Annotated in this window: 21 protein-coding genes; 9 read left to right on the forward strand and 12 right to left on the reverse strand. The window is 64.9% G+C overall.

Going from position 1 to position 23,426, the window contains the following annotated elements:
• Positions 1-20: 20 nt before the first annotated feature.
• The 6 genes from pip to pqqA form a co-directional block, all read right to left on the reverse strand.
• The gene (gene pip / locus GGD65_RS08895; RefSeq protein WP_183235041.1) at positions 21-1,007 is read right to left on the reverse strand and encodes a prolyl aminopeptidase; all 987 of its coding nucleotides are present in this window, start codon (positions 1,005-1,007) and stop codon (positions 21-23) included.
• Entirely contained in the window at positions 997-2,196 is a 1,200-nt protein-coding gene (gene pqqE / locus GGD65_RS08900) for a pyrroloquinoline quinone biosynthesis protein PqqE (protein WP_183235043.1), read from the reverse strand. Before pqqE ends, pip begins: the two co-directional genes overlap by 11 nt.
• Positions 2,193-2,504 carry a pyrroloquinoline quinone biosynthesis peptide chaperone PqqD gene (pqqD, locus tag GGD65_RS08905; protein ID WP_018318547.1) on the reverse strand — a complete coding sequence of 104 codons (312 nt, stop codon included), beginning with the start codon at positions 2,502-2,504 and terminating at the stop codon, positions 2,193-2,195. Before pqqD ends, pqqE begins: the two co-directional genes overlap by 4 nt.
• A gap of 12 nt (positions 2,505-2,516) precedes the next feature.
• On the reverse strand, positions 2,517-3,296 hold the full coding sequence (pqqC, locus tag GGD65_RS08910) for a pyrroloquinoline-quinone synthase PqqC (protein ID WP_018318548.1): 780 nt from the start codon (positions 3,294-3,296) through the stop codon (positions 2,517-2,519).
• Complete coding sequence (pqqB, locus tag GGD65_RS08915) at positions 3,293-4,222, reverse strand: pyrroloquinoline quinone biosynthesis protein PqqB (protein WP_183235044.1); 930 nt, start codon at positions 4,220-4,222, stop codon at positions 3,293-3,295. Before pqqB ends, pqqC begins: the two co-directional genes overlap by 4 nt.
• Before the next feature lie 117 nt (positions 4,223-4,339).
• Positions 4,340-4,420 carry a pyrroloquinoline quinone precursor peptide PqqA gene (pqqA, locus tag GGD65_RS08920; RefSeq protein WP_007595659.1) on the reverse strand — a complete coding sequence of 27 codons (81 nt, stop codon included), beginning with the start codon at positions 4,418-4,420 and terminating at the stop codon, positions 4,340-4,342.
• A 249-nt stretch (positions 4,421-4,669) separates the two neighbouring features.
• Between pqqA and GGD65_RS08925 the strand changes: the two genes are divergently transcribed.
• The 5 genes from GGD65_RS08925 (at position 4,670) to tarD (ending at position 8,696) form a co-directional block, all read left to right on the forward strand.
• Complete coding sequence (locus GGD65_RS08925; RefSeq protein ID WP_026202038.1) at positions 4,670-4,927, forward strand: DUF6894 family protein; 258 nt, start codon at positions 4,670-4,672, stop codon at positions 4,925-4,927.
• 240 nt (positions 4,928-5,167) lie between these two features.
• The gene (locus GGD65_RS08930) at positions 5,168-6,568 is read left to right on the forward strand and encodes an amidase family protein (RefSeq protein WP_183235046.1); all 1,401 of its coding nucleotides are present in this window, start codon (positions 5,168-5,170) and stop codon (positions 6,566-6,568) included.
• A 2-nt stretch (positions 6,569-6,570) separates the two neighbouring features.
• Positions 6,571-7,047, forward strand: coding sequence for a glutathione peroxidase (locus tag GGD65_RS08935; RefSeq protein WP_183235047.1), 477 nt, complete (start codon positions 6,571-6,573; stop codon positions 7,045-7,047).
• A gap of 11 nt (positions 7,048-7,058) precedes the next feature.
• Positions 7,059-7,301, forward strand: coding sequence for a DUF3297 family protein (locus tag GGD65_RS08940; protein ID WP_038950952.1), 243 nt, complete (start codon positions 7,059-7,061; stop codon positions 7,299-7,301).
• 225 nt (positions 7,302-7,526) lie between these two features.
• Positions 7,527-8,696, forward strand: coding sequence for a D(-)-tartrate dehydratase (gene tarD / locus GGD65_RS08945; protein ID WP_183235048.1), 1,170 nt, complete (start codon positions 7,527-7,529; stop codon positions 8,694-8,696).
• Between the two features lie 202 nt (positions 8,697-8,898).
• Here the strand turns inward: tarD and GGD65_RS08950 are convergent, their stop codons facing one another.
• Both GGD65_RS08950 and GGD65_RS08955 read right to left on the reverse strand, forming a co-directional pair.
• Complete coding sequence (locus GGD65_RS08950) at positions 8,899-10,251, reverse strand: malonyl-CoA decarboxylase (protein ID WP_179736332.1); 1,353 nt, start codon at positions 10,249-10,251, stop codon at positions 8,899-8,901.
• Positions 10,252-10,570: 319 nt separating this feature from the next.
• A complete protein-coding gene (locus GGD65_RS08955; protein WP_183235049.1) occupies positions 10,571-11,395 on the reverse strand; it encodes a helix-turn-helix transcriptional regulator in 825 nt (274 codons plus the stop codon).
• A gap of 50 nt (positions 11,396-11,445) precedes the next feature.
• Here GGD65_RS08955 and GGD65_RS08960 point away from each other — a divergent pair, with 50 nt between their 5' ends.
• Entirely contained in the window at positions 11,446-12,618 is a 1,173-nt protein-coding gene (locus GGD65_RS08960) for an MFS transporter (protein ID WP_183235050.1), read from the forward strand.
• A gap of 221 nt (positions 12,619-12,839) precedes the next feature.
• Positions 12,840-15,107 (forward strand): cation:proton antiporter, encoded by a 2,268-nt coding sequence (locus tag GGD65_RS08965; protein WP_183235051.1) that lies wholly within the window; start codon positions 12,840-12,842, stop codon positions 15,105-15,107.
• 191 nt (positions 15,108-15,298) lie between these two features.
• Here GGD65_RS08965 and GGD65_RS08970 read toward each other — a convergent pair whose 3' ends face one another.
• Together GGD65_RS08970 and GGD65_RS08975 are read right to left on the reverse strand one after the other, a co-directional pair.
• Entirely contained in the window at positions 15,299-18,454 is a 3,156-nt protein-coding gene (locus GGD65_RS08970) for an efflux RND transporter permease subunit (RefSeq protein ID WP_183235053.1), read from the reverse strand.
• An 11-nt stretch (positions 18,455-18,465) separates the two neighbouring features.
• On the reverse strand, positions 18,466-19,659 hold the full coding sequence (locus GGD65_RS08975; RefSeq protein ID WP_183235054.1) for an efflux RND transporter periplasmic adaptor subunit: 1,194 nt from the start codon (positions 19,657-19,659) through the stop codon (positions 18,466-18,468).
• Positions 19,660-19,911: 252 nt separating this feature from the next.
• On the opposite strand from GGD65_RS08975, the gene GGD65_RS08980 reads away from it, so the two are divergent.
• Together GGD65_RS08980 and GGD65_RS08985 are read left to right on the forward strand one after the other, a co-directional pair.
• On the forward strand, positions 19,912-20,703 hold the full coding sequence (locus GGD65_RS08980) for an ABC transporter substrate-binding protein (protein ID WP_183235055.1): 792 nt from the start codon (positions 19,912-19,914) through the stop codon (positions 20,701-20,703).
• Positions 20,704-20,716: 13 nt separating this feature from the next.
• Entirely contained in the window at positions 20,717-21,235 is a 519-nt protein-coding gene (locus GGD65_RS08985; RefSeq protein ID WP_018318562.1) for a GNAT family N-acetyltransferase, read from the forward strand.
• 54 nt (positions 21,236-21,289) lie between these two features.
• Here the strand turns inward: GGD65_RS08985 and GGD65_RS08990 are convergent, their stop codons facing one another.
• Together GGD65_RS08990 and GGD65_RS08995 are read right to left on the reverse strand one after the other, a co-directional pair.
• Entirely contained in the window at positions 21,290-22,273 is a 984-nt protein-coding gene (locus GGD65_RS08990; protein ID WP_183235056.1) for an NAD-dependent epimerase/dehydratase family protein, read from the reverse strand.
• Positions 22,274-22,338: 65 nt separating this feature from the next.
• Entirely contained in the window at positions 22,339-23,412 is a 1,074-nt protein-coding gene (locus tag GGD65_RS08995) for a hypothetical protein (RefSeq protein WP_183235057.1), read from the reverse strand.
• Positions 23,413-23,426 lie beyond the last annotated feature (14 nt).

Genomic DNA, 23,426 nt, shown 5'->3' on the forward strand with positions numbered 1-23,426 from the left:
TTGTTGTCCTTTTTCGCGCATTAGCGCGCGGCCTTCGACGCAAGGTCGGCAATCGACTTCATGACCGCATCCCTCACGCCGGCATCATAGAGCGAATGTCCGGCTTCTTCCACGAGGCGAATCTCGGAACCCGGCCAAACTTTCGCGAGCGCGTGTGATGTCTCAGGAGGGCACAACAGGTCGTAGCGGCCCTGCACGATAGTGCCGGGAATCCCGGCGAGCCGGTCCGCGTTCCGCAGCAACTGGGCTTCGTTCATGAAGGAGTTGTTGATGAAGTAATGCGCCTCCATGAACGGCGTCGCCGGCAGCGTGCGCCAGACGTTCAGCGACGCCAGGTCCAGCCGCATCTTGGCGGCCTTGTGCTCCGACAGGGCTCGCTCGGTGTCGTGCCAGGCGCGGGCCGCAGGTCCGTGAACGGCCGGATCGGCATCGAGGATGCGGCGATAATAGGCTTCCACCGGGCGCGCGCGTTCCTCGGGCGGCAGCACGCTCAGAAAATCCTCGTAGAGCGCGGGATAGAATTGCGGCAGGCGCCCCGTGAAGGCCGTTTCGACCTCGGCCCGCGTGCCCAGAAAGGTCGCGCGGAGCGCGATGCCGGAGACGCGCTCGGGATGGGCCTGCGCGTAAGCCAGCGCCAGCGTCGCGCCCCAGGAGCCGCCGACCACCATCCAGCGCTCGAAGCCGAACTTGTCGCGGATTTTCTCCATGTCCGCGATCAGATGTGCCGTGGTGTTGTGCTCGCGTGATCCCTTCGGCCGGCTGCGGCCGCAGCCGCGCTGGTCGAACAGCACGGCGCAGAAGCGGTCGGGATCGAACAGCCGGCGATGATCGGCCTGGCAGCCGCTGCCGGGCCCGCCGTGCAGGTAGACCGCGGGAATGCCGTCGCTGCGACCGACGCTCTCGACATAGAGCTCATGGCCGTCGCCGACGTCGAGCATGTCGGAGGTCAGCGGCGCAAAGGGATCGGCACGCCTCGCCGCTGTACCTGCGTCGGCGTCAGGCCCCATTCTCGGATTCCAGGGTGCCGCCGGCGAAGTTGCGATAGAGGAAGCGGCTGGTCTCGCCCTCGGCCTCACGCTCGGCCTGCTTGAAGATGGTCTCGTGCAGCGGCGACAGCGCGCAGGCCGGGTCGGTGTTGGCGGCGTCCCCTGTCAGCGCGAAGGCCTGGCAGCGGCAGCCGCCAAAATCGATCTCGCGGAATCCGCAAGACTTGCACGGCTCCTTCATCCAGCCGGTGCCGCGATAGCGGTTGAAGGCCTCGGAGTTCTGCCAGATCCAGGCGATCGAATGGTTGGAGCGGACCGATTCGAAGTCGAGCCCGGTGATGCTCTCGGCGGCGTGGCAGGGCAGCACCTTGCCGGCGGGCGAGATGTTGAAGAACTGCCGGCCCCAGCCGCCCATGCACTTCTTCGGCCGCAGCGCGTAATAATCAGGGACGACGTAGTCGATCGCGAGCGTGCCCTTCAGTCGCTCGCGCGCCTCCTCGACGATGCGCGTGCACTCATCTAACTGCGCCACGCTCGGCATCAGCGCGGCACGGTTCTTCAGCGCCCAGCCGTAATACTGGACATTGGCGACCTCGAGCCGGTCGGCGTCGAGATCGACAGACATCTGGATGATGTCAGGCAACTGGTGCAGGTTCTGGCGGTGCATCACCGCGTTCACGGTGAGCGGCAGATCGAGCTCGCGCGTCCACTTTGCGACCTCGAGCTTCTTGCGGTGCCCGTTCTTGTAGCCGGCGACGCGATCGGCGAGGCCTTCTTCAACGCCCTGGAAACTGATCTGCACGTGGCAGAGCCCGGCATCGGCGAGATCGCTGAGCTTCTCGCGCGTCAGCAGCACGGCCGAGGTGATCAGGTTGGTGTAGAGGCCGACGTCACTGGCATGCTTGACGAGGTCGACGAGGTCCTTGCGCGCCGTCGGCTCGCCGCCGGAGAAATGCACCTGCAGCACGCCGATCTCGGCAAGCTCGCTCAAGACCTTCTTCCATTCCTCGGTGGTCAGCTCCTTGCCCGAGCGATCGAGCTCGACCGGGTTGGAGCAGTAGGGGCATTGAAGCGGGCAGCGATGGGTGATCTCGAGCAGCACCGCGAGCGGAATGCCAAAGGTCTCCGCCGTCGAGCGCTGCTTCTCCAGCACCGCGAGGCTGTCGCTGGCATCAGGCGGGATCAAGGGGTTGCCGAGCACATCGCTCATGACGTCTTCTCCCGGGCCTCCGTGAGAAAGCCCTTGTCGGCGAGATCCTGCAGCATGACGATGACGTCGGCGAGGATCGCCTCGCGTGGCGCGGCGTATTTCACCGCCAACGCGTCCGCAATGTCGCCGACATTGCGCTCGCCGTTGCAGAGCTGCAAGACCTCAACGGCAATCTCGTCCGGCGCCAGCACGCGTTCCGGCGCCAGGATCACCCAGACCTTCCGCGTCTCGTCATATTTCAGCTTGGCATGCCGCGGCAGCACGGGGCGGCTCGTCTCGCTGACGCTGATGTTCCGCGGCCCGGCCATTGCAGCTCCTCTTCAGCCCGCTTTGGGCACGAACGCGCCCGGCGGAATGTTGCCCTCGACATAGGCGTGCTGAAGTGCGTCGAGTTGCACCCATAGCACGTTGGTCTTGAAGATCAGCGCGTTGCACACTTGCGCGCGCTGCTCCGGCGTCGTGGCATGCGCCTTGACATAGTCGAGCGCAAAGCCGGCATCGCGCGGCGCCTGCGCCAGGCGGCGCTTGAAGTAGCTCATGATGTCGGGGTTGACGAAATCATAGTGCTCCAGCATGCCGGAGATGCGTTCTTCATGCAGGTTCGGCGCGAACAGCTCGGTGAGCGAGGAGGCGATCGCCTCCAGCGGGCTTTTTTCGCGGCAGTAATGCACGTAGGCCTCCACCGCGAAGCGCGTCGCCGGCAAAATGCCTTCGGTCGATTCCACATAGGCCGTGTCGAGGCCGAGGCCTTCGGTCAGCTTCAGCCAACGCTCGATGCCGCCTTCGCTGCCGACATCGCCGTCATGGTCCTCGATGCGGTGGCGCCATTCCAGGCGCGTGGCGCGGTCGCGGAAACGCGAGATCACCACCGCGTCCTTGATCGGGATCGTGCTCTGGTAATAGTAGCGGTTCAGCGCCCAGGCCTGCACCTGGCCCTTGTTCAGCTTGCCGCCGTGCAGCAGCTTGTGGAACGGATGCAGGCTGTGATAGCGCGTCGCCCCGATATGGCGCAGCGTCGCCTCGAGCTCCTCGGCCGAGTTGAGCCTCAGATCCTTGCCGATCGAGAGCGCAGTCATTCCAGTCATTGACGCCGCATTCACAGCACGATCTCCGTTCCATCCGCCGGTATCTGCCAGCCCGCCGCCTCGACGGCCTTGCGCTCGGATGAGGTAGGTAGCAGCGCCGGGTTCGAGTTATTGATATGCAGAAATATCTTCCTGTCGATAGCGAGGTCGGCCAGCCGTGCGATGGCGCCGTCCTCGCCGGACATGGCGACATGTCCCATGCTCTTGCCGGTCTTGTGGCCGAGCCCGCATTTGATCATCTCGTCGTCCTGCCAGACCGTGCCGTCGAAGAACACGAGCGAAGCGCCGTCGATCTCGGCCTTCAGCGCGTCGGTCACCTCGGCGCAGGCGGCGATGAAGTAGAAGCACTTGCCGGTGGCCTTGTCGGTGATCTTCAGGCCCAGCGTGTCGCCGTCGCCGCTGTCCCCCCCGGGATGCGCCTTGCCTTCCAGATACCAGGCCGATTTGCCCGAGACTGCGAAGGAAAGCACCTCCAGTCCGGAGTGGGTGCCGTCGGGCAGGCGCGGCTCGAATGGCTCGCGGATTGCCATCGGCTGGCGCCGCACGTGCTTCTCGTTCAGCACGTTGAAGATGCTGTTGCTGGCAAGGATCGCCAGCACCTTCTCATGCGCATAGATCGTGAACGGCGAGCTCTCGCGCATCGAGAGCAGGCCGGCCACCGCATCCACTTCGCTGTTGGTCAGGATCACGCCCGCAATCGGCGTATGGCGCAGCGCCCCGGCCTTGGGGTGCAGTTGCGGCGTGGCATTCAGTTGCTGGCGGAGGTCCGGTGAGGCATTGATCAGGAACCAGTGCTCGCCATCGCCGCTGAAGGCGACCGAGGCCTGGGTTCTCAAGAGCTCATGGCCGTTCTCTCGGGCCGCCCGGCAGCCCTCGCAGCCGCAATTCCATTGCGGCACTCCGCCGCCGGCTGCGGCGCCCAGGACGACGACGCGAAGCATGATCCGTCTCCTGGAAGCAACGTCGCGAGGTGGATCTCAGGCCGACACGATTTCCCTCATTCGGAAACCGGTCGTGACCGAAAGACCCACCTGCGCTGAACACAGATCACCAACCGCTTACTTGCGGGTGGCGCTCACATACATGTTGATTTCCATGCCGCAGGGCACTTCGACGATCTTCGGGGCTTTCCAAGCCATTTTGGCACTCCATTTTCGCGAATTCGGACGTATCGCCCACCCGTTAAATTAATGCGCGCCGGGAAGTTCGCCAGTGAAATTTTCCCGAGAATCTCATGTTGCGCCGCGAAAAAAAGCCTTCGGGAACGCTCACTTCTGGGGCGCTGCCTTGCGTTCGGCGCATTCGGTCGCGAACCCTGTCCTGATAAAGCAGTTGTGAGTGCAGTGCAGCTTTCAATCCGGTACAGGCGACCCAACTGGATCTCGATGATGCCCAGATACTACTTCAATACCCGTATCGGCGACGAACTGATCGTGGATCCCGAAGGCGAGGATCTGCGCAACCCCGACCGCGCCTGGGAGGTCGCCCGCCAGATGATCCTTGAAGTGGTGAAATCCGAGGGCACCCAGCGCGCCCTGCTGGACGCCGTGATCGAGGTCACCGACGCCGAAGGCGAGATCGTGCTGGAGTTTCCCTTCACCGAGGCGCTGCTGGACATCCCGGACGCGTCCGCGACGCGGCATTAGCCCCCGCTCTCTCCCCGTCATTGCGACCGCAGCGACTTGTCCGACGAAGCCTTGGCGAAGGCGGAAGCAATCCAGAAACTCTCCGCGGAGGGAGTCTGGATTGCTTCGTCGCAAGGGCTCCTCGCAAAGACGACGGAGAATGAGGCACCACCCGGCGCCCCAGCGCCTTCGCCCCTGCGAAATCCGCATGGCTTTGCCGCGTTCCCGGCGCTAAAAGACGCCGGTTACACGGAGCAAGCCATGCAAGATCTCTGGCGCCTGTCGGCTGCCGACCTCGCCTCCCTCGTCAAGTCCAAAAAGGTGTCCGCCCGGGAGGCGGCCAAGGCCGGGCTCGCCCGCTTGGACGCCGTCAATCCCCAGCTCAACGCGGTGATCGACCACCGGCCAGACGACGTGCTCAAGCAGGCCGACGCCGTCGACGCCGCCATCGCGCGCGGCGAGGACTCCGGCGTGCTCGCCGGCGTTCCCGTCACCATCAAGGCCAATGTCGATCAGGAGGGCTTTGCCACCACCAACGGCCTCAAGCTCCAGCGCGATTTGATCGCGCGCGAGGACAATCCGGTGGTCGCCAATTTCCGGAAATCGGGCGCCATTCTCCTTGGCCGCACCAATTGCCCGGCCTTCTCGTATCGCTGGTTCACCACCAACCTCGTTCATGGCGACACCAAGAACCCGCGCGATGCCTCGCTGACCCCGGGCGGCTCGTCCGGTGGCGCCGGTTCGGCGGTCGCGGCCGGCATCGGCCACATCGCCCACGGCACCGACATTGCCGGCTCGATCCGCTATCCCGCCTATGCCTGCGGTGTGCACGGCCTGCGCCCGACGCTCGGCCGCATCCCCGCCTTCAACCCGGCGCTGCCGGAGCGTCCGATCGGGCCGCAGATCATGGCGGTCTCGGGTCCCCTGGCGCGCACCGTCAACGACCTCAGGATTTCACTGGCTGCGATGTCGGCCCGCGACATCCGTGATCCCTGGTTCGTGCCGGTGCCGCTGGAAGGCCCCGCACGGGACAAGCGCGCCGCGCTCTGCCTCAATCCTGGCGGCCTTGCGACGACGCCGGAGGTGAAGGCGGCGGTGAGCGATGCCGGCAAGCGGCTGGAGCGCGCGGGCTGGACCGTCGACATCATCGAGGACACGCCGCCGATGCGCGAGGCGGTCGAGTGGCAGATCAAGCTCTGGCTCGGCGACGGCTACGAGGCCCAGCTCGAGATGGCCGAGCGCGAGGGCGATCCCGGCGCGCTGGCGTGCCTGCGCGGCAACCGCGCCAGGGTCACGCCGATGGACCAGGCCAATTACGCCAAGGCGCTGACCCGAAGAGCCACGCTGACCCGCGACTGGATGCAATTCTTCGAAAAGTACGCGGTGCTGCTGACGCCGGTGTCCGGCGAGCTGCCGTTCCCCGATCATCTTGATCGCAAGGACGACGAGTCGTTCAAGCGGGTCTGGGAAGCGCAGCTGCCGCAGATCGCCATTCCCTTCATGGGTCTGCCGGGCCTTGTGGTCTCCACCGGTCTCGTCGGCAAGGCGCCCGTCGGCGTGCACATCGTCTCCGGCCGCTATCGCGAGGATTTGTGCCTGCTCGCAGGCGAGGCGATCGAGGCGGGCGGCGTGCCGCCGTCGCCGATCGATCCCGTGGGTTAGCGATGTCCGTGATCTACGATTTCAAGGCCAACTCGCTTGCCGGCGAGGAGGTCGCCCTGAAACGTTTCGAGGGGCAGGTGCTGCTGATCGTCAACACCGCGAGCAAATGCGGCTTCACGCCGCAATATCGCGGCCTGGAAGATCTGCATCGCGATCTCTCGCCGCGCGGCTTCTCGGTGCTCGGCTTTCCCTGCAACCAGTTCGGCGCGCAGGAGCCGGGGCGGGCGGACGAGATCCAGGCGTTCTGCTCGACCCATTACGACGTCACCTTCCCGCTGTTCGAGAAGATCGACGTCAACGGCGCCAATGCGCACCCTCTGTATGAGTACCTGAAACGTCAGCAATCCGGGCTTCTCGGCGCCGCCATCAAATGGAATTTCACCAAATTCCTGGTGGACCGTGCCGGCAAGGTGGTCGCGCGCTACGCGCCGACCGCGCGGCCCGAAGGATTGCGGAATCAAATCGAAACACTGTTGTGAGCGAGACAATCATGAGCGACGAATTCCCGGACCGCCTGTCGGTCGATCCGAACAGCCCCTATTACAACGCGGACATCCTCGCGCGCGACGTCGGCATCCGCTTCAAGGGCGTCGAGAAGACCAATGTCGAGGAATACTGCATCAGCGAAGGCTGGGTCCGCGTCACCGCCGGCAACGCCAAGGATCGCCACGGCAACCCGCTGACCATCAAGGTGCACGGCCCGGTGGAGCCGTATTTCAGGGATAAGAAATAGACCGCCGTCATTCCGGGGCGATGCGAATCCGCCGCGCGTCCAAATGCAAGACCGTCACCCTGAGGTGGCCGCTCCTTCAGCGGCCCTCGAAGGGCGACAGCCCGGCTGCACCTCGGCCGTTCATCCTTCGAGGCTCCCGATGGGGCGCTGAGCGCCCCATCACTCGCACCTCAGGATGACGGGGAGACAGTCCGGCGAATTCCTCTCAACACCCAAGGCCGCCCCATGTCCGTCCGCATCGTCGACGTCCGCGAAATTACAAAACCGATCTCCTCGCCGATCCGCAACGCCTATATCGACTTCACCAAGATGACGACGAGCCTCGTCGCCGTCGTCACCGATGTGGTGCGCGACGGCAAGCGCGTGATCGGCTACGGCTTCAACTCCAACGGCCGTTACGGGCAGGGCGGCCTGATCCGCGAACGTTTTGCCTCGCGCATCACCGAGGCCGATCCGAAGTCGCTGCTGAATGCGGCTGGCGACAATCTCGACCCCGACAAGGTCTGGGGCGCGATGATGACCAACGAGAAGCCGGGCGGCCATGGCGAGCGTTCGGTCGCGGTCGGCACCATCGACATGGCGGTTTGGGACGCGGTGGCGAAGATCGCGGGCAAGCCGCTGTTCCGCCTGCTCGCCGAGCGTCACGGCGTCAAAGCCAATCCGCGCGTGTTCGTCTACGCCGCCGGTGGCTATTACTATCCCGGCAAGGACCTCTCGATGCTGCGGGCTGAGATGCGCGGCTATCTCGATCGCGGCTACAATGTCGTCAAGATGAAGATCGGCGGCGCTGATATCGACGAGGACCGCACCCGCATCGAGGCGGTGCTGAAGGAGATCGGCAAGGAGGCGCAGCTCGCCGTCGACGCCAACGGCCGCTTCAATCTCGAGACCGGCATCGCCTATGCCAAGATGCTGCGGGACTATCCCTTGTTCTGGTACGAGGAAGTCGGCGATCCCCTCGACTATGCGCTGCAGGCCGCGCTCGCCGAATTCTATCCGGGCCCGATGGCCACAGGCGAGAATCTCTTCAGCCACCAGGATGCCCGCAATCTGATCCGCTACGGCGGCATGCGCCCCGACCGCGACTGGCTGCAATTCGACTGCGCGCTGTCCTATGGCCTCTGCGAATACCAGCGCACGCTGGAAGTCCTGAAGACCCACGGCTGGTCCCCCAGTCGCTGCATCCCGCACGGCGGCCACCAGATGTCGCTCAACATCGCAGCCGGCTTAGGCCTCGGCGGCAATGAGAGCTATCCCGACCTGTTCCAGCCCTACGGCGGCTTCCCGGATGGCGTGCGCGTCGAGAACGGCCACATCACCATGCCAGACCTTCCGGGCATCGGCTTCGAGGGCAAGTCGGATCTCTACAAGGAAATGAAGGCGCTGGCGGAGTAGGGGTTGCTAAGCGCGAGTGGCGCGCGACAATCGCGCCACTTACTCGGTGTCGTCCCTGCGAAAGCAGGGACCCATAACCCCAGGGAGAGGTTAGGGAGCGAGCTGACACCGAGTCTTCGCCAAACCCAATCCTGTGGTTTTGGGTCCCGGATCTGCGCTCCGCTTCGCTGCGCTTGTCCGGGACGACGACTGACTGTGTGGCTTACGACAACCGCATATCCAGCAGCCGTCGCCCTTCGCCCTTCAGCAGCTTCTTCACCGCACTGGACGCCACCACCTCGCCGTCGTTCGCATACGCTTCGTGGTTCTTCTCGATGTCGTCGAGGCGATAGAGGTAGTTGACCATCACGCCGGCGGATTCCCGCACGCCCTTCGGCGAGAGATCGCCCAGCCAGTTGATGCGCTCCAGCCTGGCGCCATTGCCGAGATGGAAGCGGGCGACGGAATCGATCAGCTTGCCCTTCGGCGTGCGCGCCTTGAGGAAGTAGTGTGCCGCGAGCGGCTCGATCACGGCGCGGAGCTGTGCCGTCGTCTCGGGGCTCTCGAACCATTTGGGATCGTCGAGGCGCTTCAGCACCTCGCGGTCCTCGTCGGACAGCGGCAAGTCCTTGTCCTGCTTCAGCCATGGCATGAAACCCGGCACCGGCGACAGCGTCACGAAAGTGTCGAGCTTGGGCGTTTCACGGCGCAGCTCTTCGACCACCTGCTTGATCAGGAAGCTGCCGAAGGAGATGCCGCCGAGACCGCGCTGGGTGTTGGAGATCGAATAGAACACGGCGGTGCGCGCGCGCTCGATCGGCAGATGCTGGCGGTCGACTGCAAGCAGCGGCGCAATCGCGCCCGGGATGGTCTCGGTCAGCGCCACCTCGACGAAGATCAAGGGCTCGTCGACCATCGCGGGATGGAAGAAGGCGTAGCAGCGGCGGTCGACCGGATCGATGCGGCGGCGCAGATCGTCCCAGTCGGAGATCTCGTGCACGGCCTCGTAGCGGATGATTTTTTCGAGGATGTTGGCCGGGGACGACCAGTCAATCCGGCGCAGCACGAGAAACCCCCTGTTGAACCACGAAGAGAGAAGATGCGAGACGTCGCGATCGAGCGCGGCGAGGTCGGTGTGGCCGTTCATCATGCCGAGCAGATCGGCGCGCATGTTGACGAGATCGCCGGTGCCGCCGGGCGCACGGTTGAGGCGACGGATCAGCTCCTGCCGCCGCGGCTCCGAGGCGAAATGCAGCGAGCTCGCGTCCTCGTCGCTCGGCGCGGCGCGCCATTTCTCGATCGCCTTGGCCAGGCGCTCCCGGTCCGGGCCGAAATCGCGCACCAGTCCGTCGAAGAAGGCGCGGCGTCCCGCCGCATCCAGCTCACGGTAGATGTCGAGCACCTCACGCGCGATGGCGATGCCCGATGCCTCGCCCCGGCCCGACAGCAGCGCATCGCAGAGATCGATCAGCCCGTCGGCATCCCGTCTGGTGTCGGCGGACTCGCCGCGACGAAGCAGGGTGCGGCCGCGCTCGGAGATCGTGGCGAGCAGGTCGGAGAAGAAGGCGTTGGCCATCGGGGCTTTCGTATCAGGTTTGTGCGTTGCCGAAGCTTACACGGGATTTGGGCGGAAACCGATCACAATCAAGCGGAGGAATGCGGCAACTTTAGTTGGGCCGTGCGTTTGGGGAATGACGGCATAGCGTGGGCGTTGAGGGAGCGGGTGTGCTCACCCCAAACGAGCTGCCGTAGGGTGGGCAAAGGCGCCCTTGCGCCGTGCCCACGATCCTTTGACTGCAGCGAAGAAACCGTGGGCACGCTTCCGCCTTCGCTCTTCGAGCTACGGCGGCGCTTTGCCCACCCTACGAGTTCTGTGCTCGCATACCGAGGCTGCCTCAAGCTTTGCCGGCAAACTCCGTCGGCGTCCGCCCGGTCACTCGGCGGAACGCGGCCGAGAACGCGGGCACGCTGGCATAGCCGAGCTGGGTTGCCAGCTGCTTCACCGACACATTCGCATCCGTCGACAGGCGCTGGATCGCCGCAGCAATCCGCGCGCGCTGGCACCAGCTCTTGAAGCTCAGCTGCGTTTCCGTCGAGAACAGCCGCGACAGCGTCCGCGCGGAAGTTCCGACCTCGCGCGCGAGCGTGTCGATGTCGTGCAGGCCGGTCGGATCGTCGAGCACGATCAGGGCGGCGCGGCGGCAGCGCGACTCGCGCGGCAGCGGCACGAAGGTCGCGGAATCCTCAGCCTGGTGCAATTCCAGCATGACGAGGCGAACCAGCAGCTCGGTGCGCTCCTCCGTGTTGCGCGCGTCGAACAGCGCCAGGATCGCCTGATTGAGCAGCGGCGACACCCGCACCACGAATTCCCGGGTCAGGCCGTCATAGCGCTGCTCGCGCTTGAGCCAGGACAGGTCGAAATACAGCGTGCGCATCTCGATGTCGGCGAGCAGATCGATGGCATGCTGGAGCCCGGCCGGGACCCAGACCGCGCGGTCCGGCGGCACCAGCCAGCGTCCCCCCGGCGTCGTCACCTGCATGGTGCCCTTGGCCGCATAGATCAGCTGCGCCTCGCGGTGCAAATGCGGATCGATCCGCAAACCCTTAGGGTAGTCGCGCGCGACCAGGTGCACGCCCGCGGGCGAGCGATGGTTGCTCCGGACCTCCCGCAGGATTGGCGTTTCCAAGATTGGCGTTTCCAAGACAGTCATTGGCAGCATCCCGTCATGGGGAGGACATATAACTCATTTCGGAGCAGGAGAGGATTCGTATGAACAGCCCCAGCCGGGTCATCGGTTTCGTCAACGCAGGCCATTTCATCGACCATTATTCGATGCTGATCTTCGCCGCCGCCGTCATCATCATGGGGCCGGCGCTCGGCATGGCCTATTCGGAACTTCTGCCCTACGCGACACCTGGCTTTGTGGCTTTCGGCGCCGGCTCGCTGCTCACCGGCTGGCTCGGCGACCGCTGGAGCCGCCGCCACATGATGCTGATCTTCTTCGTCGGCATCGGCCTCTCCATGATCGCGGTCGGCTTCGTGCAGACCCCGGCGCAGCTCGGCGCGGCGTTGCTGGCGATCGGCATCTTTGCCTCGATCTACCATCCCGTCGGCACCGCCATGATCGTGTCCTATGCCGACCGGCTCGGCCGCGAGATGGGGATCAACGGCGTTTGGGGCAATCTCGGCGTGGCCTCATCGGCGCTGGTGACAGGCGTGATCGGCCAATATCTCGGCTGGCGTTTCGCCTTCATCGTTCCCGGCGTGGTCACGATCCTGATCGGCGTCGCCTTTGCGATGATGGTCGTGCACGAGGACCGCAAGGGCACCAAGCAGGCCGCGGCGCAGGCGCGGGTGGCCAAGCAGGACATGTGGCGCGTGGTGCTGTCGCTGCTGATCGTGGTGATCGCGATCTCCACGACTTTCAACGCGGTCACCGTGGCGCTGCCAAAGCTGTTCGCGGAGCGTCTCGCGGATTTGACGAAGAGCCCGGCGCTGCTCGGAATCATTGCGGCCTGCGTCTACGTGTTCGGCGCGATGACGCAGTACACGATCGGCCGGCTGCTCGACCGCTACTCGCTGAAGACGGTGGCGTTGCCGCTGTCCTTCATGCTGGCGCCGTTCCTCTATCTGGCCGCCAGCCTGAACAATCTGCCGCTGATCCTGGTCTCGATCGGCATCGTCATGGGCGCATTCGGGCAGGTCACGGTGAACGATGCCATGGTCGGCAAGTACACCAGCGAGGAATGGCGCTCGCGCGCCTACGCCGTGCGCTACTTCATCGGCTTCACCGCGGCCGGCGCCTCGGTCGGCCTGGTCGCCTGGCTCTACGAGCAGGGCGGGTTCGTCACCATGCTGCACGCCTTCGCCGCGCTCTGCCTGCTGGCAATCGCAGCCGCCATCATCCTGCCGCGCGAGATCCGGACGCCACAGCCGGTGTGAGGCGCCTCGTGTCCCGGACAAGCCGCAACGCGTGAGCGTTGCAGCGCAGAGCCGGGACCCAGAGTTGCGAGTCCCCTTCGCCAAGGCTTCGGCGGACAAGTCGCTTCGCTCGCAATGACGGTGAATATCCCGCCCCGTCAACCGGGAACCCGCTCCACGTCCCGCGGGTTCTATCCTCGTGGCCCCAACCTCGGGGCAGGCAAAGGGGGAAAGACACCTGCATGCCATGGCGCCTGCTCCGTCCGGTCGGCCTCGTCCCCGCGGCGCTTGTCCTCACCACCATTGCGGCCGGTGCCGAGGGCGGCAAATCGGCCGGCCCGTCCGAATTCCTGCTGGTGGCGCAGATCGTGCTGTTGATCGCTGTGGGGCGCGGTCTTGGCGAGATCATGCAGCGGATCGGCCAACCCTCGGTGATCGGCGAGTTGCTCGCGGGCATCATCCTCGGACCGTCGCTATTCGGCTGGATCTGGCCCGAAGCGCAGCACGCGATCTTCCCCAAGACCCCCGAGCAGAAGGCGATGATCGACGGCATTGCCCAGTTCGGCATCCTGCTCCTGCTGCTGCTCACCGGCATGGAGACCGACCTCAAGCTGGTCCGGAAAGTCGGCAGGGCCGCGATCGCGATCTCGATCGCCGGCATCCTCGTGCCCTTTGCCTGCGGCTTCGCGCTCGGAGAGTTTCTGCCCGATGCGCTACTGCCCGATCCGCAAGCCCGCCTCGTGGCCTCACTGTTCATGGGCACGGCGCTGTCGATCTCCTCGGTCAAGATCGTCGCGGTGGTGGTGCGCGAGATGAATTTCATGCGCCGCAATGTCGGGCAGATCATCGTGGCGACCGCCGTCATCGACGACACCATCGGCTGGATCATCATCGCCGTCATCTTCAGCCTGGCCTCGCACGGTACGCTGGATATAGCCTCGGTGGCGAAAGCCGTGCTGGGCACGCTCGCCTTCCTGGCCGTCAGCTTCACCATCGGCCGCCGCCTGGTGTTCCAGCTGATCCGCTGGGCCAACGACAATCTCGTCAGCGCGGCGGCGGTGATCACGGTGATCCTGCTGTTGATGAGCGTGATGGCGCTGATCACGCATCTGATCGGCGTGCACACCGTGTTAGGTGCCTTCGTCGCCGGCATCCTGGTCGGGGAATCCCCGATCCTGACGCGGCAGATCGACGAGCGCCTGCGCGGGCTGATCTCCGCCTTCTTCATGCCGGTGTTCTTCGGCCTTGCCGGCCTCAGCGCTGATCTGTCGGTGCTGCGTGATCCCAATCTCTTGATGCTCACCGGCCTGCTGGTCGTGATCGCCAGCGTCGGCAAGTTCGGCGGCGCCTTCGTCGGCGGCACATTGGGGGGCCTGAACCATCGGGAATCGCTGGCGCTGGCGAGCGGCATGAATGCCCGCGGCTCGACCGAGGTGATCATCGCGACCATTGGCCTGTCCATCGGCGTGCTGAGCCAGAACCTGTTCACGATGATCGTGACCATGGCGATCGTGACCACGATGGCGATGCCGCCGATGCTGCGCGCGGCGCTGGCAAGGCTGCCGATGAACAAGGACGAGAAAGAGCGGCTGGAGCGGGAGGAGTTCGAGAAGCGCGGCTTCCTCGCCAATCTCGAGCGCCCTCTGCTGGCGGTGGACGAAAGCGCCAACGCCACCTTTGCCGCGCACATCGCCGGCCTGATCGCCGGCATGCGCGGCCTGCCGATCACCGTCCTGCATATCGGCAAAAGCGCGAAGGAGCGGGAGAAGGGCCGCGACCAGGAGGAGAGCCACGAAGCGGTGGTGAAGAAAGCCGCCGAAGTCGTGTCCGCCCATGGCGACGGCGAGGCCGGCAACGTCGATGTCGTCACCCGCGCGCGGCAGGCGGAGCTCGGCGAGACCATCGCCGATGAAGCGCGCAAGGGTTTTGATCTTCTGGTGGTTGGCATCGACAAGGTCATCGCGACCAAGGACCGTTTCGACCGGAGGATCGACGACATCGCCGCGAAGTTCGAAGGGCCGCTCGCGATCGTCGCGGCCAAGGGCAAGCACCTGAAGCAGCCGGCGCCCGAGGCGCTCAACATCCTCGTTCCGGTCTCCGGCAGTGGCATCTCCAAGCGCGGCGCCGAGGTCGCGGTCGCGTTGGCGCAAGGAGGATCAGGCTCGCTGCGAGTGATCTATGTCGCGACCACGCGCGACAAGGGCGCGCAGCGTGGCGCCTCCCGTGGCCTCGGCCAGGAGGCGGGCATTCTCAAGGACGCCAGCGATCTCGCCGCCCGCTATGACGTTGACATCACCACCACGCTGCGGGTGAACCGGGCGCCCGAAGCCGCGATCCTGCGCGAGATCGACACCACCGACGTCGATCTCGTCGTCATGGGCGTCGACCGCATCCAGGCCGACCACCTCTCCTTCGGCGGCGTCGCCGACGCCGTGCTCCGGCAGTCGAAAGTCTCGGTGCTGCTGGTGTCGAGCGGCGAGGCAAGGCAGGCTCCGGCGGAGAAGGCTTAAGGTCGGCTGCATCCGCGCAGCTGGTGCGCTCCCTCTCCCGCTTGCGGGAGAGGGTTGGGGAGAGGGCTGTCTCCGCATTGGGACATTCACCCAGAGGTGAGAGCCCTCACCCGGCGCTACGCGCCGACCTCTCCCGCAAGCGGGAGAGGTTACTCCGAACTCACGGCGCCGCTGATCCAAACCAACCCTTACTACTTCACCTCCGCCACAGCCTCCACCTTCACCGCTTTCTTGCTCGCCCGCCAGTTCTCGAAACGCTGCACCACCACGAAGAAGGCAGGCACGAACAGCACGGCGAGGCAGGTCGAGGCCAGCATGCCGGAGAAGACGGTGATGCCGATCGACTTGCGCGCGCTGGCGCCGGCGCCGGTGGCGAGCACCAGCGGCACCACACCGAGGATGAAGGCGAAGGAGGTCATCAGGATCGGGCGGAAGCGCGCACGCGCCGCCTCGATCGCGGCCTCCACCACCGGCTTGCCGTCGCGGCCGTGCAGCTCCAGCCCGACCTCGACGATCAGGATCGCGTTCTTGGCCGACAGCGCGATCAGGAGGATCAGCCCGATCTGGCAATACAGGTTGTTGTCGATCTTGAGCCCGGAGAGGATCAGCATCGGCCCCAGCAGCGACAGCGGCACCGCGAGGATCACCGAGATCGGCGCGTACCAGCTCTCATACTGCCCGGCGAGCACGAGATAGACCAGCAGCATGGCAAGGCCGAACACCCAGTAGATCTGGTTGCTGACCGCCTTCTCCTGATAGGACATCGCCGTCCACTCATAGCCGGTGCCCGGCGGCAGCGTCTTGTCGGCGATCTCCTCCATCAGCTTCAGCGACTGGCCGGAGGAGTATCCCTGCGCCGGCAGGCCGATCACGGTCGAGGACGGATAGAGATTGTAGAGGCTGATCAGTGACGGTCCGGTGGCCGGCGTGATCTTGGCGACGGTGCCGATCGGGATCATGTCGCCGTTCGAGTTGCGCACCTGCATGTTGGCGATGTCGCGCTCGGTGACGCGGAAGGCGGGATCGGCCTGGGTGTAGACCTGGAACACACGGCCGAACTTGTTGAACTGGTTGACATAGGACGAGCCGAGATAGGTCGACAGCGCCGAGAACACCTGGTCCGTCGTGACGTGCAGCGTCTGGGTTTTGACCCGGTCGATCTCGACGTTGAACTGCGGCACCGAGGAGCGGAACGAGGACTGCACGCGCTGCAGCGCGCTCTGGCTCTGGCCGTTGCTGACCATCGCGCCGGTGATCGCCTGCAGCTTGGCGAAATCGCTGTTGCCGTCGCGCAGCTCGACCTGCATCGAGAAGCCGGCGGCGTTGCCGATGCCCTGGATCGGCGGCGGCGGCAGCACCAGCGTGCGCGCCTCCATGATGGTGGCGAGCTTGTCGTTGAGCCCATAGACCAGCGAGCGCAGATCCTCGCCGGGTCCTTTGCGCGCATCCCAATCCTTCAGGATGATGTAGGCGACGCCGGCATTGGCAAGGCTGGCGCTGTTGTCGAGCGCGGAGATGCCGGCGATGGTGATGACCTGCGCCACGCCGGGCGTCTCCTTGATCAGCCCGCTCGCTCTGTCGAGCACGGCTTGCGTCCGCTCCAGCGCGGCGCCGTCGGGCAACTGCACGGCGGCGATCAGATAGCCCTGGTCCTCGATCGGCAGGAAGCCGGTCGGCACCCGCGACAGGCCGTAGCCGCTGGCGCCGATCACCAGCAGCGCGAACGCGACCGAGATGGTGGCGTGCTTCACGAGGAAGGTGATCAGTCGTGTGTAGCCGCGCTCGACGCGGTTATAGACCGCGTTGAAACCTCTGTAGAAGAAATTGCGCTGCTCGGGCGGCACCGTCGGCCGCAGCCACAGCGCGCATTGCGTCGGCTTCAGTGTCGCCGCGTTGATGGCGGAGAGCAGCGCAGTCGCCGCGATCACCAGCGCGAATTGCGAATAGATGCGCCCGGTGAGCCCCGCGAGGAACGAGGCCGGCAGAAACACCGAGATCAGCACCAGCGTGATGCCGACGATCGGCGCGAACAGCTGGTCCATCGCCTTGATCGCGGCGTCGTGGCCGTTCATGCCCTGCTCGATGTTGTGGGCGGCGCCTTCCACCACGACGATGGCGTCATCGACCACGATGCCGATCGCGAGCACGATCGCGAACAGCGTCGACATGTTGATGGTGAAGCCGAGCGCCGCCATCGCGGCGAAGGCGCCGATGATGGTGACAGGCACGGTCGTCGCCGGCACCAGCATCGCGCGCCAGTCCTGCAGGAACACGAGGATCACGACCAGCACCAAGAGGCCGGCCTCGATCAGGGTCATGTAGACCTCGTGCACCGAGGCCTCGACGAATTTGGTGGTGTCGAACGGCGTGTCGTATTTGATGCCTTCCGGGAACCGCTTGGCGAGGTCCGCCATCTTCTTCTCGACGGCCTGCTCGACCTGGAGCGCGTTGGCGCCGGGCGACTGGAATACGCCGATGCCGACGGCCGGTTGCTTGTTGAGCGAAAAGATCTGGCTGTAGGTCTGCGCCCCCAGTTCGACCCAGCCGACGTCGCGCACCCGCGTGACGTCGCCGCTGCTGCCCGACTTGACGATGATGTCCTCGAACTGGCTGGTGTCGTCGAGCCGTCCGTTGACGTTGAGCGTGTACTGGAACGCCTGTCCCGGCGGTGTCGGCGGCGCGCCGACCTGGCCGGCGGAGACCTGCTGGCTCTGCTGCTGGATTGCGTTGATGACGTCCTGCGGCACGAGGCCACGGACCTGCAGCTTGTTCGGATCGAGCCAGACCCGCATCGAATACTGGCCGGCGCCGAACACGGTGACGTTGCCGACGCCGGGCAGGCGGGAGAGCTCGTCGCGGATGTTGATGGTGGCGTAATTGCTCAAATAGAGGCTGTCGTATCTCGAATCCGGTGAGGTCAGCGTCACGAACAGCAGGATCGAGGTCGACCGCTTCTGCACGGTGACGCCCTGGTTCTGCACGGCCTGCGGCAATTGCGACAACGCGCTGGAGACGCGGTTCTGCACCAGCACCTGCGCGAAGTTGAGGTCGGTGCCGATCTTGAAGGTCACGGTCAGCGTATAGGTACCGTCGGAGCCGCTGTAGGACTGCATGTAGAGCATGTCCTCGACGCCGTTGACCTGCTGCTCGATCGGCAGCGCCACGGTGTCGATCACGGTCTTGGCGCCGGCGCCGGGATAGCGAGTGGTGACCTGCACGGTCGGCGGCACCACGTCGGGGTATTGCGCGATAGCGAGATTGAACAGCGCGACGCCACCGATCAGGATCATCAACAGCGCGATGACGTTCGACAGGACCGGCCGCTCGATGAAGAATTTTGAGATCATGGCTGGCGCTCCTACTTGGCAGACGCCTGCGGCTGCTCGATCTTCGTTGTTTGCGGATCGATCTTCTGGCCAGGGATCACCCGCAGCAGTCCCGCGATGACGACGCGGTCGTCCGGCTTCAAGCCGCTTTCGATGACGCGCAGGCCGTTGTCGACGGGGCCGATCTGCACCTTGCGCTGCTCGACGACGTTGTCGCCGTTGACCACCAGCAGATAGCGGCCGCCCTGGTCGCTGCCGAGCGCGGTGTCGGGGACGAGCAGGGCGCTCTTCTCCTGGTCGAAGGGCACGCGCACCCGGACGAAATAACCGGGCAGCAGCACCCGCTTGTCGTTGGGCACGACGCCGCGCACCGCGAGCGTGCCGGTTGATGTATTGAGGGTCGGCGAGACGTAGTCGAGCTTGCCCTCATGCGGATAGCCGGTCTCGGTCTGCAGTCCCACCTGAATCGGGAATTGCTTCATGTCGGCGGGGGTCAGTCCGCGGCGGGCCGCTTCGGCGCGGATGCGCAGCACGTCCTGCTCGTTGACCGTGAAGTTCACCCAGATCGGGTCCATGGCGACGATGGTCGCGAGCTGGGTTGGCGAGGAGACGCCGACGAGCTCGCCGACCGAGACCAGGTGGGCGCTGACGATGCCGTCGAACGGCGCTGTCACCCTGGTGTAGCCGTAATTGACCTCGGCCAGCCTCGTATTGACCTGGGCCTGCTGGAGGTTGGCCTGAGCGTTGTCGCGGGTCGATGTCGAGGTGTCCAGGGTGGATTGCGAGACCGCCTGGCGCTGCACGAGCTCGACCTGCCGCTTGAAATCGGCTTCGGCCTGCTTGACCGTGGCCTGCGCGCCGACCTCGGCCGCCTTCGCCTGCTCGACCTTGAGCTTGTAGGTCTCGGGCTCGATCGTGAACAGCTGGGTGCCCTGCTTGACGAAGGCGCCGTCCTGATAGTCGATTGATTGCAGGAAGCCCTGCACCCGCGCCACGAGATCGACGCTCTTGATCGGCGCGGTGTTGCCGGTGGCTTCGATGTAGCGCGTGACCGGACGCTGCACGGGCGTTGCCACGTCCACCTTCGGTGGCGGCGGTGCCACGAACGTGTTTTTGTCCTCGCAACCGACCAGCGCGACCACGGCCGCAGCGGCGGCCAGTGTCCGCCCGGCCTGTCTCCACGCTTCATTGCGCCGTGCAGGAGATGCAGGATTCGATGAGGTCATTCGCTAGCCCCCGAGTATCGTCTGTCGGTGCGGCAGGCTACCAACAAATGACCGTCCGTGGAACACCATAGCCATGGCAGTCGCCGGCCTTGCGCTGCACAGGGCGGTGTGGCCTTTGACAGATTTGTCATGACAAAACGCTTTTCACCGAGCGCACGATCGACCAGAATTGTGTCAAAGACCGTGTGACGCTACGCGAGTCAGCCGGGAAGAAGCCAAGAAGAAAAGAAGAAAAGGTGAGGAGAACATGACATGCCCACGTCCCTCCACTCGGGCCTTGCTGGCCTCGTTCTCGCAGCGATGGTCGCCATGCCGGCGCTAGCAGACGGTCTGAAGGACGAGATCGCACCGACCGGCAAGCTGCGGGTCGCGATCGCCATCAGCCCCGCAGGCGGCGCATTCTGGTCGACCAAGACCGAAGCCGGCTATGCCGGCGTTCCCGTCGATCTCGGCAAGGCGATGGCCGCCCAGCTCGGCGTCCCCGTCGAATATGTCGTCCACCAGAACTCCGGACAGATCACCGACGCGGCTGGCAAAGGCACTTGGGATGTCACCTGGCTTCCTAAAGATCCCGAGCGCGAGACCAAGATGCTGTTCGGCCCGATCTACGAGGTCGCCGACGCCACCTACATCGTCAAGCCCGGCTCGAACGTCAGCAATTTTGCGACGCTCGACCAGCCCGGATTCAAGGTCGCGGCCGTCAACGCCACCACCACCATGCGCGGTGCGATCGCGCATCTGAAGCATGCAAAGGTCACGGGCTATCAGACCTATGACGAGATCTTCGGCCTGCTCAGGAGCGGCGAGATCGACGCCTTCGCGCTGTCGCGCGACCAGCTCAACAAGATGGCCCAGAAGATTCCGGGGACAAAGGTGCTGGACGAGACGTTCAAGAAGACAGTGACCGCCGTCGCCGTGCCGCTCGGCCATGAGCAGCCCTTGGCCTTCGTCACCAAATTCATGACCGAGGCCACAACGAACGGCACGCTGCGGAAGGCCTATGACAATAATGGTTTGAAGGATTCGCCGATCCGGACGGAGTAATGCGCGCGGCTCCATGACAAGAGAGATTCAGATTCGCGCCTTCTCACCGCCCGATGCAGTTCCTGTGCGGGAGCTGTTCATCCGGGTAAATCGTCTGTTGGCGCCAGCGCGCTTGGAGGAGGCGTTTGAAAGATACATTAGTCGCTCGCTCGCAGAGGAGATAGATCGGCTCTCCGATTATTATTCGAGCCGGAACGGCGGTTTTTGGGTCGCTGTCGATGGCGACGAAATCGTTGGTATGTTTGGACTAGAGGCCCTTGGCGAGCATGCGATGGAGTTACGGCGCATGTACGTCGCTCCCGCGGCGCGGCGCCGCGGCATTGCGCGAAAGATGCTGGCGTTTGCCGAGCAGGAGTGCCGCCATCGCGATCGTCTGCAGTTGCAGCTGAGTACGTCCGAGCTTCAGGAGGATGCGCTGGCGCTGTATCGTAACGCGGGATATGAGAACGTGCGCGAAGAGATCGCCGATGCCTCCAGCAACAAGACGCTGGGCGGCGGCATTCGCCGCTACCATTTCACCAAGCGACTTTGAGGCGGATTTCTTCGCCTTCCCGAAGACGCTGACAGACAGCTACAGGCCGGAGACTTAGGTCACTCTTTCCGCATGCCAGGCCGCTAGCACGTCCCGCTCTTCATCGGCGGTAAGCCCGACGACCGGGCCGTCGCTGGCGCGAAGCCAATGCAGCGTATCGCGCGCGGTGTCTCCCGGCGGTCGCGAGATCAATCCGGCCGCGCGCGCGGGCGAGGTGTCGCGAGTCAGGAAACCGGCGAAGTCGGGCAGCGGCAGCCACAGCGGTAATGACCGCGGACCCGCCCAGCGCCGCACGTCGTGTGCCTCGAGAAACGCCCGATCGACCCAGGTGAATGTGCAGGATGCGTTCAGCGCCGATGCGCATTCGGCCATGAACTCGCCGCGTGAGCGCACTGGTCCAATCCCGTCATAGATGCCGGTGAGCCGAACTTCCGCCGCATCCACGATCCATTGCGCAAGATCCCGGACATCGATGAACTGGACGGCGTCGTCAGGCGATCCCGGCGCCAGCACCTCGCCGCCGCGCGCGAGCCGCGCCGGCCAATAAGCGAAGCGCCCGGTCGGGTCCTCCGGCCCTGCGATCAGGCCGGCACGGCAGATGAAGGCATCGCCGCCGACCGCCTGTTCGCAGGCGACCTTGGCCGCGCCGTAAATGGCATCGGTGCTGTGCTCCAGATCCTCGGCCGCAGGCTCGCGCAATGGCGCCGTGTCGGCGCGCTGTCCCGGTATCCGGTTGTCCGCATACACGCTGATCGTGGAGACGAAGGTCCAGTGCACGCCCGGCCGCTTCAGCGCCGCGACCGCGCGGCGGACCTGGCCGGGATGACGCGAGACGTCGACGACAGCGTCGAACGTCTCGCCGACGAGCGGCGCAAGACCGTCAGCTACGTCGCGATCGATCCGCACAAAGCGTGCGCCCGGGGCGATCGGCCCCGCGAGCCCGCGGGCTGCGCAAGTCACGTCGTGGCCTGTGGCGCAGGCGTGAGTGGCGATCGCGCGCCCGAGAAACTGGCTGCCGCCGAGAATGAGCATGCGCATGACATTGTCCGTGCCGTCGATGAGATCGCGAGGCTACAATTTCCGGTAGCATTTGCAACCGATCGTTAGCGCGGCTTGATCTCCGCGTATTTCGCCATCGCCTTCTCGAACTTGCGGTTGAACAGCCACATCGCGGCGAGGATCTCGCGGAAGCTGGCCGAGCTGCGCGCCCGGTCGGCCTGTCCGAAAGCAAAGATGCTGTTGTTGCGCAGATGCTTCATGATGGTCGGGCTCGACACCCTGTAGTTCAGGAGGTCGCCCGACTTCAGCGCCGATCTCGTCGGGGTGGGCACGATCTGGATCAATTCGAACAGCTTCATCTGGTCGATCGGCTCGGGCAGCGTCTTCACGATTCCAGGGATCTCACGGAATACATCCGCATGTGCGTTCATCAGCCCGTCGCGCACATTGGTCCAGTGATTGAAGCGGTGATCGGTGCCGCGCGCCCGCGCCTCCTCCTTGTCGTCGCGCGCGCTTAAGGCCGGATCGATCGCGGCGATCTCGCCCTTGATGGCCTCCCATTTCCTGCGGCCGTTGCGGTCTTCGGAGGGGCCGGTCTGGAAGCTGCCCATATAGGTGTTCGAGCGTCCGTTGCGGACGTTCTGCTTGCCGTTGGTCTCGGCAAAGAACAGCCCGAGACTGATGCGCCCCGCAGCAGCTGCGTGTTCAGGCGCAAGCCCCTTGGCGCGCGCGATCACTGTCGCGAGATCGACGACGTCCTTGAACGGCGTCGGCGAGTTCTGGGCATTCGCCGGCGGCGCCTCCATGACGTCGAACAGTTTTGAATATTCGTCGATCAGCGGCTCGATGTCGGCATCGAAATAGGCCGGAGGAATCTCGAACTTGTTGGGCCTGCCGATCCGTGACGGCATGGCGTCGGTGAGATCCTTGTAAGAACTGATCACGGCGACGCGGGCGAGATAGAGCGCCTGTCCAGGGAGATTCGGCAGCGGCTCCTTGGCATCGATCTGGCGCCGACGCTCGGCGAGGATCGACTTGAAATCGCCGAGCGCCCGCTCATAGGTGGCGAGCGCCTCGGATTGCTTCGGCGTGAGCGCGCGCTGTTGTCCGACGGCCGGCGCCGCGACGAAGAAGGCAACAGCCGCAAAGACCGTGGCGGCAAGACGTCTGGATCCCATGGCCGTTTCCCATC

The organism is Bradyrhizobium sp. CIR18, from assembly GCF_014198295.1.
In the GTDB taxonomy this organism is placed as follows: domain Bacteria; phylum Pseudomonadota; class Alphaproteobacteria; order Rhizobiales; family Xanthobacteraceae; genus Bradyrhizobium.

Bases quoted from the DNA above. Each gene is read 5' to 3' on its own strand.
- GGD65_RS08960 (WP_183235050.1), top strand. From the start codon at position 11,446: ATGAACAGCCCCAGCCGGGTCATCGGTTTCGTCAACGCAGGCCATTTC.
- GGD65_RS08925 (WP_026202038.1), top strand. From the start codon at position 4,670: ATGCCCAGATACTACTTCAATACCCGTATCGGCGACGAACTGATCGTG.
- GGD65_RS08950 (WP_179736332.1), bottom strand. From the start codon at position 10,251: ATGGCCAACGCCTTCTTCTCCGACCTGCTCGCCACGATCTCCGAGCGC.
- GGD65_RS08965 (WP_183235051.1), top strand. From the start codon at position 12,840: ATGCCATGGCGCCTGCTCCGTCCGGTCGGCCTCGTCCCCGCGGCGCTT.
- pqqB (WP_183235044.1), bottom strand. From the start codon at position 4,222: ATGCTTCGCGTCGTCGTCCTGGGCGCCGCAGCCGGCGGCGGAGTGCCG.
- GGD65_RS08995 (WP_183235057.1), bottom strand. From the start codon at position 23,412: ATGGGATCCAGACGTCTTGCCGCCACGGTCTTTGCGGCTGTTGCCTTC.
- pqqD (WP_018318547.1), bottom strand. From the start codon at position 2,504: ATGGCCGGGCCGCGGAACATCAGCGTCAGCGAGACGAGCCGCCCCGTG.
- GGD65_RS08970 (WP_183235053.1), bottom strand. From the start codon at position 18,454: ATGATCTCAAAATTCTTCATCGAGCGGCCGGTCCTGTCGAACGTCATC.
- GGD65_RS08980 (WP_183235055.1), top strand. From the start codon at position 19,912: ATGCCCACGTCCCTCCACTCGGGCCTTGCTGGCCTCGTTCTCGCAGCG.
- GGD65_RS08940 (WP_038950952.1), top strand. From the start codon at position 7,059: ATGAGCGACGAATTCCCGGACCGCCTGTCGGTCGATCCGAACAGCCCC.
- GGD65_RS08990 (WP_183235056.1), bottom strand. From the start codon at position 22,273: ATGCGCATGCTCATTCTCGGCGGCAGCCAGTTTCTCGGGCGCGCGATC.
- pqqA (WP_007595659.1), bottom strand. From the start codon at position 4,420: ATGGCTTGGAAAGCCCCGAAGATCGTCGAAGTGCCCTGCGGCATGGAA.
- GGD65_RS08935 (WP_183235047.1), top strand. From the start codon at position 6,571: ATGTCCGTGATCTACGATTTCAAGGCCAACTCGCTTGCCGGCGAGGAG.
- tarD (WP_183235048.1), top strand. From the start codon at position 7,527: ATGTCCGTCCGCATCGTCGACGTCCGCGAAATTACAAAACCGATCTCC.
- pip (WP_183235041.1), bottom strand. From the start codon at position 1,007: ATGGGGCCTGACGCCGACGCAGGTACAGCGGCGAGGCGTGCCGATCCC.
- GGD65_RS08930 (WP_183235046.1), top strand. From the start codon at position 5,168: ATGCAAGATCTCTGGCGCCTGTCGGCTGCCGACCTCGCCTCCCTCGTC.
- GGD65_RS08985 (WP_018318562.1), top strand. From the start codon at position 20,717: ATGACAAGAGAGATTCAGATTCGCGCCTTCTCACCGCCCGATGCAGTT.
- pqqE (WP_183235043.1), bottom strand. From the start codon at position 2,196: ATGAGCGATGTGCTCGGCAACCCCTTGATCCCGCCTGATGCCAGCGAC.
- GGD65_RS08955 (WP_183235049.1), bottom strand. From the start codon at position 11,395: ATGCTGCCAATGACTGTCTTGGAAACGCCAATCTTGGAAACGCCAATC.
- GGD65_RS08975 (WP_183235054.1), bottom strand. From the start codon at position 19,659: ATGACCTCATCGAATCCTGCATCTCCTGCACGGCGCAATGAAGCGTGG.